Here is a 10,851-nt window from a genome sequence, read left to right as displayed (position 1 = left end):
GCAAACGCGAACGTATTCGACGGGCTCCGGCTCGGCAACCACGACCGCATCGGCCGCCCGCGCGCCGCTGACCGCCACCAGGGCCGCTGCGGAGCCGAGAAGAAGGCTCTTGATGTTCACTTTCTGACCTCCAGAAAAACTGGTTTAACAAATGGGCGTGCAATAACTTTTCGCGCGGAAAGTTGCCCCTCTCGATCCCGCGTTGGAAAAGGCTTACGATTTACCGGAAAGCCCCCTTTCCATCAGATGCGCATAAGACATCCATGGTTACGTTTCCATGACGAAGAAGCGCCGGGACGCGGTCGGCGACCAGAATGCGGCGGCTTTGTGACAACAATGATACACTTGCAGGCTGTCCGGCATTGCTCACATCGACTTTGGCGAGAACCGGCGGCCTTCTTTGGTAGGCTTGCCGCTGCGCGCAAATCCTGAAAGTTTGGCGCCCGCAATCAGATCCGGAGAATCCGTCCCATGAAAACACGCGCCGCCGTGGCCGTTGCTGCTGGAAAACCGCTCGAGATCATGGAGGTGGACCTCGACGGTCCGCGCGAAGGAGAAGTGCTCGTGGAGGTAAAGGCCACCGGCATTTGCCACACCGACGAGTTCACTCTGTCGGGCGCCGATCCGGAGGGCCTCTTCCCGGCGATCCTCGGCCATGAAGGGGCGGGCGTCGTGGTGGATGTCGGCAAGGGCGTGACCAGCCTGAAGAAGGGCGACCACGTCATCCCGCTCTACACCCCGGAATGCCGCCAGTGTCCGTCCTGTCTCTCGCGAAAGACCAATCTCTGCACCGCGATTCGCGCCACGCAGGGCCAGGGCCTGATGCCGGACGGCTCAAGCCGCTTCTCCATCGGCAAGGACAAAATATTCCACTATATGGGATGCTCGACCTTCTCGAATTTCACCGTGCTGCCCGAGATCGCGCTGGCCAAGGTCAATCCGGCCGCCCCCTTCGACAAGATCTGCTATATCGGCTGCGGCGTCACCACCGGCATCGGCGCGGTGATCAACACTGCCCAGGTCGAAGAGGGTGCGACGGCGGTGGTGTTCGGGCTGGGCGGCATCGGCCTCAACGTCATTCAGGGACTCAGGCTCGCCGGCGCCGACATGATCATCGGCGTCGATCTGAACAACGACAAGAAGGCCTGGGGAGAACGCTTCGGCATGACGCATTTCGTCAATCCGAAGGAGATCGACGGCGACATCGTCCCCTACCTCGTCAATCTCACCAAGCGCGGCGCCGACCAGATCGGCGGCGCCGACTACACCTTCGATTGCACCGGCAACACCAAGGTCATGCGCCAGGCGCTGGAAGCCTCGCACCGCGGATGGGGTCAGTCGATCGTCATCGGCGTCGCCGGCGCCGGGCAGGAAATCTCGACGCGACCCTTCCAGTTGGTCACCGGGCGCGTCTGGAAAGGCACGGCCTTCGGCGGCGCGCGCGGCCGCACCGACGTGCCGAAGATCGTCGACTGGTATATGGACGGCAAGATCGAGATCGACCCGATGATCACCCACACTCTGACGCTCGACGACATCAATAAAGGCTTTGACCTGATGCATGCCGGCGAGAGCATTCGCAGCGTGGTGGTTTACTGAGGTTCGCATGGTTGCCCCGGCCATCTTCGTCGATGCCGACGCCTGCCCGGTGAAGGACGAGGTAGTGAAGGTGGCCGAGCGGCTGGGGCTGGTCGTCACCTTCGTCTCCAATGGCGGCCTGAGACCCTCGCGCGACCCGATGATCCGCAACGTCGTCGTGCCGAAATCGGCGGACGCGGCCGACGACTGGATCGTCGACAACGCGCAAGCCAACGACATCGTGATCACGGCGGACATCCCACTCGCGGCGCGGGCGGTGGCCAAGGGCACGCATGTTCTCGGGCCGACCGGAAAACCGTTTACACCTGAGAATATCGGCATGGCGGTGGCGATGCGCGACCTGAAGCAGCATCTGCGCGAAACCGGCGAGAGCAAGGGCTACAATGCTGGATTCTCACGCGAGGACCGCTCGCGCTTCCTCGGCGCCCTCGACCAGACAGCACGCCGCGCAATTCAGATTGGCGCGGCGGAGAGACAGCCATGAAATACGGGCGGCATGCCTCCTTCCTGATCGCGGCCGCCGCCGGAGCGGCAACGTTCGCCGCCGCCAGCCTCGTCTCGCCCAAATTCGCCCCGGTGGCCGGCGCGAATGTGTTCTTCCTCGCCTATCTCGTGCAGAGCGCCCTGCTGATGCGGCGGCTCACCCCGTCTTTCCTGCGCCATCACGCAAAGGCGGAAGATCCTCCCGCTTGGCTGATCCTAGCCGTTACCCTGGGCGCGGTCGCCGCGGCGACCGGCTCGCTGTTCCTGCTGATCAACGGCGTTCCGGCTCCCGGCCCGGTCGAATTGACCATGGCGCTGACCTCGGTGACATTGGGCTGGGCGACGATCCACACCATGGCGGCGTTCCACTACGCCCATGTCTATTGGGACGCGACCAGACGGGAAAAGGAAGACGGTGGCCTGGCATTCCCGGAAACGCCAGCGCCCGGCGGCTACGACTTCCTCTATTTCTCCTTCGTCATCGGCATGACGGCGCAGACATCGGACACGGCGATCACCTCGACGACGATGCGCAAACTCAACCTGCTGCATTCGGTCGTCTCGTATTTCTTCAACGCGGTGATCATCGCCGCCGCCGTCAATCTCGCAGTGAGCCTCGGCAGCTAGTCGGCGCGACCAGCCCAGCCGCTGGATACCCCGCGAATGCCGGGCCTGCCGATGAAACATTTCATAGCTCCGCTACGTAGTTCTCCAGGAAACATGAGGCGCAAGGCCTGATCGTCCGAAGGAGCCGGCGAAATGGACCTGTCGAATTCCGGATCGAGCAACGAGGGCCGGACAGCGGCGAGCGCCGGCGCGCCGGAGCCAAGCCGCGCCGCCGGACCTGTCATCTACCGCCAATCTCTGTGGACACGGCTTACGCATTGGCTCTGGGCGATCAGCCTGTTCTTCCTGCTGCTGTCCGGCCTGCAGATCTTCAACGCACATCCGGTGCTTTATTTCGGCGACCAGTCGGGCTTCGGCTTCGACAACGCGGTTTTGGCCATAGGCGCCGAGAACACAGAGACCGGCGCCGTAGGCCACACCACGGTGTTCGGCCACCGATTCGACACATCGGGCCTTCTCGGGCTGTCGTGGGAAGATGGACAGGCGGTGGCGCGCGGCTTTCCTTCCTGGGCGACAATACCCTCCTATCACGATCTCGCGACCGGCCGCGTCGTGCATTTCTTCTTCGCCTGGATGCTGTCGGCCACGCTTTTGCTCTGGCTGCTGGGCAGCCTCGTCAACGGCCACCTGGGGCGCGATCTCGCGCCTCGTCTTTCCGACCTGCGAAACCTGCCGCGCGACGTCGCCGACCATGTCCGGCTGCGCTTCCACCACACGCGCCAGTACAACACGCTGCAGAAATTCGCCTATGGCGGCGTGCTGTTCGCGCTCTTCCCGCTGATGATCGCGACCGGCCTCGCCATGTCGCCGACCATGAACGCCGCCCTGCCCTGGCTCCCGGAGGTCTTCGGCGGCCGCCAGACGGCGCGCACCATCCATTTTCTGGCCATGCTGCTGCTCGTCGGCTTCTTCGTCATCCATATGCTGATGATCCTGGCGGCGGGCCCGATCAACGAACTGCGCTCGATCGTCACCGGCTGGTATCGCACCGACCCGCCCACACATGCCGGGATGCAGCCCGAGGTGAGGTCGCGATCATGAGCATCTTCCGCATAAATCGCCGAAAATTCCTTGCCGCATCGAGCGTCGCCGCTTCCGGGCTGATGCTTTCGGGCTGCGATGTCTTCGACGGGCTGGCTGCTGACGGCGGCGTTCGCGACGTCCTGGAAAGCGCCAACGACCTGACCTACCGCGTGCAGCGGCTGCTCGCCGGCCGCGATTCGCTGGCCCAGGAATTTTCCGAGGCCGACATCCGCCAGCCGCAGCGGCCGAACGGCGTCACCGCACCGGATGATTCGATCTACAAGGACCTGCTTTCCAGGGATTTCGCCGACTGGCGCCTGCAAGTCGCGGGCCTTGTCGAGAAACCGCTTTCCTTGTCGCGCGACGAACTTCAGAAAATGCCTTCGCGCACGCAGATCACCCGCCACGACTGCGTCGAGGGCTGGAGCTGCATCGCCAAATGGACGGGCGTGCCGCTGGCGCTGGTGTTGGACGAGGCGAAGGTGAAGCCGCAGGCGCGCTTCGTCGTTTTCCACTGCCTCGACACGATCGAGCGCGGCCTGTCGGGCGACGTCAAATATTACGGCTCGATCGATCTCATCGACGCCCGCCACCCGCAGACCATCCTGGCCTACGGACTGAACGGCAAGCCGCTGCCCGTCGAAAACGGCGCCCCGCTGCGTGTCAGGGTCGAACGGCAGCTCGGCTACAAGATGCCGAAATATATCAATCGCATCGAGCTGGTCGACAGTTTTGCCGCCATGGGTTTCGGCAAGGGCGGCTACTGGGAGGACCGCGGCTACGACTGGTTCGGCGGGATGTGATATCTATTTGCCAATGTTTCCAATTGCTTGGGCGAAAATCCCGATCATGCGGTTGTGAATGGCGGCTTGCTGCGACATGCTTGTCCGGCCGCTTGCGGATTGCGCGGCATCGTTTCACGCACAACACAGGAGGTGCACCGGGTGCCGGACAGCACGAGCATTTTCGACAAAACCCCCGACTTCGACACAATTGGAGGACGCCTCTCGCGGGCCCGCGATGCATCGGGTCTCGATGTCCGAGATCTGGCGTGGCGCCTCGGCGTCGGGACCGCTTCGGTCAATGACTGGGAAAGTGACCGGTCGCAGCCGGACGCACGATCCCTCACGACGATCTCCGGTATGCTCAACGTCAGCCTGTCATGGATACTGCATGGCGTCGGCACCTCGCCGGACGAGACCGGCGCGCCGGTCGAATCGTTCGGCACGCAACTCGACCGGCTCAAACTGTTGCATGTCGAGACCGGGCAGTTGATCAACCGGCTCGAAGGCGACCTGGAAAGGCTGCGGCAGCCGGCTGTGATCGACTGACCGTGGCGAAAGCTTGGCCGTTGGCGACGCGCCACAGGTGACAAAGCGGGGCGAATAAGCTACTAGCGACTGGTCGCGGACTCATCGCTGAGTCCGGCCGGTTCGCGGGAGAGAGCAGCGTCGCTGCCGCCGAAGGGGAAATCGCCCGAAATCTCTCAGGCAAAAGAACCGCAACCGGTTAAGACACTCTGGAAAGTCGGGGCCGAAAACCCCGCGCCGAAGGTGTAAGCGTCGCCGACAGAGTTCCGGTTGCGCAAGTCTCTCAGGCTTCAGACAGAGGGGCACGGAATGGCCGTTTCAGCGGCCGGATACGTGCGCTCTGGAGAAGCAATGACCGACCTCGGCCAGAAGAAACTTCCACTCGAAGATCTGCATCAGGCTGCCGGAGCGCGCTTCGGCCCGTTCGCCGGCTGGTCGATGCCCTTGCAATATCCGGCCGGCGTGATGAAGGAGCACCTTCACACGCGCGAACATGCCGGGCTGTTCGATATCTCGCACATGAAGCTGTTCGCGGTTTCAGGCCCGGGCGCCGCGGCGCTGCTGTCGAAAGCCTGCCCGCTCGACGCCGAGGCGCTGGCTGAACGGCAGTCGAAATACACCTTCTTCCTCACCGAGACGGCGGGCATCGTCGACGACCTCATCGTCACGCGGCTCGGGCCGACGCGCTTCATGGTCGTCGCCAATGCCGGCAACGCCGCCGAGGACGAGGCGCATCTCAAGGCGCTGGCCGAAAATTTCGACTGCAAGGTGACGCCGCTCGACCGCGTCTTCCTGGCGATCCAGGGGCCGGACGCCGAGGCGATACTGACGTCCGCCGGCGTCGATGGCTCGCATCTGGCCTTCATGACCGGCTTCGAGCCGCGCGAAAACTGGTTCATGAGCCGGTCCGGCTACACCGGCGAGGACGGTTTCGAAATTGGCCTGCCGGAGGCCGACGCGCGGGAACTCGTCGCAAGACTGCTTGCCGACGAGCGCCTGACATGGATCGGGCTTGCCGCCCGCGACAGCCTGCGGCTGGAGGCCGGACTCTGCCTGCACGGCCAGGATATCACCAAGGACACCGATCCCGTCGCAGCCGGCCTGCTCTGGGCAATCCCCAAACACCTGCGAACCGACGGGACCTTTGTCGGCGCGGCCGGCCTGCACAAGAATATTGCGCTTGGCGCCGGCGAAAAACGTGTCGGCCTCAAACCCGACGGAAAGCAGCCGGTGCGCGCCGGCGCCCAACTGACGGACGAGAAAGGCGCGGCGGTCGGCCGCGTCACCTCCGGCGGCTTCGGCCCGTCGGCCGGCCATCCGGTCGCCATGGGCTACGTCGCCGCCCCGCTCGCCAAACTCGGCACACGCATCTTCGCCGACGTACGCGGCGCGAAAGTGCCCGTCGACATCCACCCCCTCCCCTTCACCCCACACCGCTATCGCAAAGGATGAACCCCATGCCGCAGATTTTCTACACCGAAGACCACGAATGGATTCGCGTCGAGGGCGACACGGCGACGGTGGGCATCACCAATTACGCGCAGGAACAACTCGGCGACCTGGTCTTCGTCGAACTGCCGGAAGCGGGCAAGAAGATGAAGAAGGGCGATGTCGCCGTCGTGGTCGAATCCGTCAAGGCGGCCTCCGATGTCTATGCGCCGGTCGACGGTGAGATCGTCGATGCAAACGGCGCGCTGTCGTCCGAGCCGGCGCTGGTCAACTCCTCGCCCGCCGGCGACGGCTGGCTGTGGAAGATGAAGCTCGCCGACAAGGGCCAGTTGGAAGGCCTGATGGACGAGGCGGCCTACAAGAAGCATATCGGCTGAGGCAAGAAATCATGACCCAGAAATCCGAATTCGGCGGCAGGCATATCGGCCCGAGCACCGCCGAGACCCGCGCCATGCTGGCCGCGCTCGGCGTCCCGTCGCTGGAGACGCTGATCTCGCAGACGGTTCCGAATTCGATCCGGCTCGCCCGCCCGCTCGACCTGCCGACGCCAGCCACCGAGGCCGAGGCGCTGGCCGAACTGGCGGAAAAAATGTCGGAAAACGTCGTGCTGAAAAGTTTCGTCGGTCTCGGCTATCACGGCACGTTTGTGCCGCCGGTGATCCTGCGCAACCTGTTCGAGAATCCGGCCTGGTATACCGCCTACACGCCCTATCAGGCGGAGATCAGCCAGGGCCGGCTGGAACTTTTGTTCAACTACCAGACGCTGGCGACCGAGCTAACTGGCCTACCCGTAGCCTCGGCCTCGCTGCTCGATGAGGCCACCGCGCTGGCCGAGGCGGTCGGCATGGCGGTGCGCCACCACAAGGACAAGCGCACGAAGATCGCCTTCGCCAACCAGCCGCATCCGCAGACCCGCGACGTGGTCGAGACCCGCGCCGAGCCGCTGGGCTGGGACATTAACGGCGACACCATCGACGACAACACGGCAGCACTTGTCGTCGCCTGGCCGGACACCTTTGGCGTGTTCGGCGATCATTCTGCGAAGATCGCCGAGGCGAAGGCCGTTGGCGCGATCGTCATCTTCGTCGCCGACCCGCTGGCGCTGACCATCATGCAGACCCCGGCCGGCCTTGGCGCCGACATCGCGGTCGGCTCGATGCAGCGCTTCGGCGTGCCGATCGGTTTTGGCGGCCCGCACGCCGCCTATTGCGCGGTATCGGACAAGCTCACACGACTGATGCCGGGCCGCCTCGTCGGCCAGTCGGTCGATACAAAGGGCCGGCCGGGATATCGGCTAGCGCTGCAGACGCGCGAGCAGCATATCCGCCGCGATAAGGCGACCTCCAACATCTGCACCGCGCAGGCGCTGCTGGCCAACATGGCCACGGCCTATGCGATCTGGCACGGGCCGGAGGGTCTTCAGGCCATCGCAAACCGCGTCCACGGGCTGGCGGCGCGGCTGGCCGCCGCGCTGAAGGCGGCCGGCCACACGGTGCTGGGCGAGCATCGCTTCGACGCGGTGACGGTCGAGGTGAAGGGCCAAGCCAAAGCCCTTGCCAAGACGGCGCAGAAGGACGGACGCCTGCTGCGCATGGTCAATGCCGACCTGGTGGGCATCAGCTTCGACGAGACGTCGACCGAAGCGGACCTTCAGGCAATAGCGGCGCTTTTCGGAACCGAGGTGGCGGCGACCGCCGAACGCGCCCTGCCCGGCGCGCCACGCCCGCTGAAAGGTTTTCTGACGCAGCCGTTCTTCCATGAGAACCGCTCGGAAACCGAGATGATGCGTTTCCTGCGAAGGCTGGCCGACAAGGATCTGGCGCTCGACCGTACCATGATCCCGCTTGGTTCCTGCACTATGAAGCTCAACGCCGCCGCGGAGATGATTCCCGTCTCGTGGCCGAACGTCGCCAATTTGCATCCCTTCGCGCCGAAGGCGCATTCGAAGGGCTACAAGTCGATGACCGACGATCTGGAGCGCTGGCTTGCCGAGATCACCGGCTTCCACGCCGTCTCGCTGCAGCCGAATGCCGGCAGCCAGGGCGAATATGCTGGCCTGCTGGCGATCCGTCGCTACCACGCGTCGCGCGGCGAGGCGAACCGGACCGTCTGTCTGATCCCCTCTTCAGCGCACGGCACCAATCCGGCAAGCGCGGCGATGGCCGGCATGGATGTCGTCGTGGTGAAATGCACCGACAGCGGCGACATCGACATGGACGACATGCGCGCCAAGGTCGAGCAGCACAAGGCCGATCTGGCGGCGCTGATGATCACCTATCCGTCGACGCATGGCGTGTTCGAGGAAGGCGTCAAGGATTTGACAAAGCTGATCCATGACAATGGCGGACAGGTCTATCTCGACGGCGCCAATCTCAACGCGCTGGTCGGGCTGGCGCGGCCGGGCGACATCGGCGGCGATGTCTGCCACATGAATTTGCACAAGACGTTCTGCATCCCGCATGGCGGCGGCGGTCCCGGCGTCGGGCCGATCGGCGTGGCGAAACACCTGGCGCCGTTCCTGCCCGGCCATATCGATCATGGATCGAAGTATCCGGTCTCGGCGGCGCCATTCGGCAGCGCCTCGATCCTGCCGATCACCTGGATGTATATCCGCATGATGGGCGGCGTCGGGCTGAAGAACGCCACCGAAATGGCGATCCTCAACGCCAACTATGTCGCCAATCGCCTGAAGGATCACTTTCCGGTGCTCTACAAGGGCCGGGGCGACCGCGTCGCGCATGAGTGCATCCTGGATACGCGCGTGCTGAAGGACAGCGCCGGCATCGGCGTCGAGGACGTGGCGAAACGGCTGATCGACTACGGATTCCATGCGCCGACGATGTCCTGGCCGGTGGCTGGCACACTGATGGTCGAGCCGACCGAGTCCGAGCCGAAGGCGGAACTCGACCGCTTCTGCGACGCGATGATTTCCATCGCCAGAGAGGCGGCCAAGGTGGCGGCGGGCGAATGGCCGAAAACCGACAATCCGCTGGTCAACGCCCCGCACACGGCGGCGGAGGCGCTGGCCGGCGAGTGGACGCATCCCTATTCGCGGCTGGAGGCGGCCTACCCCGCCGCCGACCCGAACGTCTCCGCGAAATACTGGCCGCCGGTGTCGCGCATCGACAATGTCGCGGGCGACCGCAACCTTGTCTGCTCCTGCCCGCCGCTGGCGGATTATCTCGGCGCCGCCGAGTAGTCTTGCGCACATTCGAGGGCGGGCGTCGGCAACGGCGCTCGCTCTCTTCATTTTTTTGCCAGTGGCGGAACGGCAGTTCGTCGGGTTGCGCGCAACAAGCGCGCGCGCTATCGCACGCCGCTTCTTTCACCACGCGAGCCCTTGATGAACAGACCGATTGTCGTTTTCGATCTCGACGGAACCCTCGTCGACACCGCGCCGGATCTTCTGGAGAGCTTGAACCATAGCCTGCGGGCCGGCGGCGCCGCGATCACCGACACGAGCGGCTTCCACCAGTTCGTCGGCCATGGCGGCCGGGTGATGATCGAGCGCGCCTATGCCGCGCAGAAGCGCATGCTGGATACGGCGGAGCATGACCGGCTGTTCAATCTTTTCCTCGACCACTATGGCCAGAACATCCCGGGGCGTTCGCAGCCCTATCCGGGCGTGCCGGCCGCGCTGACGCGGCTTGCCGCCGCGGGCTACCTGCTCGCCGTCTGTACCAACAAGACCGAAGGTTTTTCGCGGCGCCTGCTGGAGGGGTTGGGACTTGCCGGGCGTTTCGCGGCGATCTGCGGCTCGGACACATTTGCGTTCCGAAAACCCGATCCGCGCCACTTGACCGAGACCATCGCCCAGGCTGGTGGCGATGCCCGCCGCGCCGTCATGGTCGGCGATTCGCAAACCGACATCGACACGGCCAAGGCGGCGGGCATTCCGGTGGTGGCCGTGGATTTCGGCTACACAGACCGGCATGTGCGCGAATTTGGCCCGTCGCGCATCATCTCGCATTTCGACGAGCTGACGGTGGAATTGTGCGGCGATCTGGTAAAGGCCGCGCAGGCCTGACCGTGACAGGATATGGTGGGCGATGACGGGCTCGAACCGCCGACATCTTCGGTGTAAACGAAGCGCTCTACCAACTGAGCTAATCGCCCGACGCGTGGCGGGTGTTTATGCGCTTCGCGCTTGAGGCGCAAGGGCGCAGTCGAGCAATCCAGCCGGTGCTCTGGCTTGCGCCGCCCGCGGCGGCGCGGTCCGAACTTGCCTACTGGTAAGCGTCCTAGGTGTGGGCTTTCAGAAGGTTGTCCATTCGGACCTGACCGAGGAGACTGGAGTTACCACGCTTCAGATTCGTCGGAGGGTCCGAATGAACATTCATAAGAATGCCCGTCTCACGCC

At 64.3% G+C, this 10,851-nt stretch carries 10 protein-coding genes, 1 tRNA gene and 1 riboswitch; of the genes, 10 read left to right on the top strand and 1 reads right to left on the bottom strand.

Annotation, left to right across the window (positions count from 1 at the left end; translation table 11 throughout):
- The first annotated feature begins 471 nt into the window (after nt 1-471).
- The 10 genes from RB623_RS30070 to gph all read left to right on the top strand — a co-directional run bounded on the left by RB623_RS30070 (nt 472) and on the right by gph (nt 10,518).
- Nucleotides 472-1,599, top strand: coding sequence for an S-(hydroxymethyl)glutathione dehydrogenase/class III alcohol dehydrogenase (locus tag RB623_RS30070; RefSeq protein ID WP_308060935.1), 1,128 nt, complete (start codon nt 472-474; stop codon nt 1,597-1,599).
- A 7-nt stretch (nt 1,600-1,606) separates the two neighbouring features.
- The gene (locus RB623_RS30065; protein ID WP_308060934.1) at nt 1,607-2,083 is read left to right on the top strand and encodes a YaiI/YqxD family protein; all 477 of its coding nucleotides are present in this window, start codon (nt 1,607-1,609) and stop codon (nt 2,081-2,083) included.
- Entirely contained in the window at nt 2,080-2,709 is a 630-nt protein-coding gene (locus tag RB623_RS30060; RefSeq protein WP_308060933.1) for a DUF1345 domain-containing protein, read from the top strand. The genes RB623_RS30065 and RB623_RS30060 overlap by 4 nt, the downstream gene beginning before the upstream one ends.
- A 132-nt stretch (nt 2,710-2,841) precedes the next feature.
- Nucleotides 2,842-3,750 carry a cytochrome b/b6 domain-containing protein gene (locus tag RB623_RS30055; RefSeq protein WP_308060932.1) on the top strand — a complete coding sequence of 303 codons (909 nt, stop codon included), beginning with the start codon at nt 2,842-2,844 and terminating at the stop codon, nt 3,748-3,750.
- A complete protein-coding gene (locus RB623_RS30050; RefSeq protein WP_308060931.1) occupies nt 3,747-4,535 on the top strand; it encodes a molybdopterin-binding protein in 789 nt (262 codons plus the stop codon). Before RB623_RS30055 ends, RB623_RS30050 begins: the two co-directional genes overlap by 4 nt.
- Nucleotides 4,536-4,676: 141 nt before the next feature.
- Entirely contained in the window at nt 4,677-5,063 is a 387-nt protein-coding gene (locus RB623_RS30045) for a helix-turn-helix domain-containing protein (RefSeq protein WP_308060929.1), read from the top strand.
- Nucleotides 5,064-5,158: 95 nt separating this feature from the next.
- Nucleotides 5,159-5,244, top strand: a riboswitch (glycine riboswitch).
- Between the two features lie 149 nt (nt 5,245-5,393).
- Nucleotides 5,394-6,494, top strand: coding sequence for a glycine cleavage system aminomethyltransferase GcvT (gcvT, locus tag RB623_RS30040; RefSeq protein ID WP_308060927.1), 1,101 nt, complete (start codon nt 5,394-5,396; stop codon nt 6,492-6,494).
- 5 nt (nt 6,495-6,499) lie between these two features.
- Nucleotides 6,500-6,868, top strand: coding sequence for a glycine cleavage system protein GcvH (gene gcvH, locus RB623_RS30035; RefSeq protein WP_308060925.1), 369 nt, complete (start codon nt 6,500-6,502; stop codon nt 6,866-6,868).
- 11 nt (nt 6,869-6,879) lie between these two features.
- A complete protein-coding gene (gcvP, locus tag RB623_RS30030) occupies nt 6,880-9,690 on the top strand; it encodes an aminomethyl-transferring glycine dehydrogenase (RefSeq protein WP_308060922.1) in 2,811 nt (936 codons plus the stop codon).
- A gap of 144 nt (nt 9,691-9,834) precedes the next feature.
- Nucleotides 9,835-10,518, top strand: a complete 684-nt coding sequence (gene gph, locus RB623_RS30025) for a phosphoglycolate phosphatase (protein WP_308060920.1) — start codon at nt 9,835-9,837, stop codon at nt 10,516-10,518.
- A 13-nt stretch (nt 10,519-10,531) separates the two neighbouring features.
- Here gph and RB623_RS30020 read toward each other — a convergent pair.
- A tRNA-Val gene (locus RB623_RS30020) sits at nt 10,532-10,607 on the bottom strand.
- Between the last annotated feature and the right edge of the window lie 244 nt (nt 10,608-10,851).

The organism is Mesorhizobium sp. LHD-90, assembly GCF_030929505.1.
Lineage (GTDB): Bacteria > Pseudomonadota > Alphaproteobacteria > Rhizobiales > Rhizobiaceae > Kumtagia.
This window is presented reverse-complemented; position numbering and strand designations above follow the sequence as displayed.

Excerpts from the sequence above, each read along its gene's own strand:
- RB623_RS30070 (WP_308060935.1), top strand. The coding sequence starts at position 472 with ATGAAAACACGCGCCGCCGTGGCCGTTGCTGCTGGAAAACCGCTCGAG.
- RB623_RS30065 (WP_308060934.1), top strand. The coding sequence starts at position 1,607 with ATGGTTGCCCCGGCCATCTTCGTCGATGCCGACGCCTGCCCGGTGAAG.
- RB623_RS30060 (WP_308060933.1), top strand. The coding sequence starts at position 2,080 with ATGAAATACGGGCGGCATGCCTCCTTCCTGATCGCGGCCGCCGCCGGA.
- RB623_RS30055 (WP_308060932.1), top strand. The coding sequence starts at position 2,842 with ATGGACCTGTCGAATTCCGGATCGAGCAACGAGGGCCGGACAGCGGCG.
- RB623_RS30050 (WP_308060931.1), top strand. The coding sequence starts at position 3,747 with ATGAGCATCTTCCGCATAAATCGCCGAAAATTCCTTGCCGCATCGAGC.
- gcvT (WP_308060927.1), top strand. The coding sequence starts at position 5,394 with ATGACCGACCTCGGCCAGAAGAAACTTCCACTCGAAGATCTGCATCAG.
- gcvH (WP_308060925.1), top strand. The coding sequence starts at position 6,500 with ATGCCGCAGATTTTCTACACCGAAGACCACGAATGGATTCGCGTCGAG.
- gcvP (WP_308060922.1), top strand. The coding sequence starts at position 6,880 with ATGACCCAGAAATCCGAATTCGGCGGCAGGCATATCGGCCCGAGCACC.
- gph (WP_308060920.1), top strand. The coding sequence starts at position 9,835 with ATGAACAGACCGATTGTCGTTTTCGATCTCGACGGAACCCTCGTCGAC.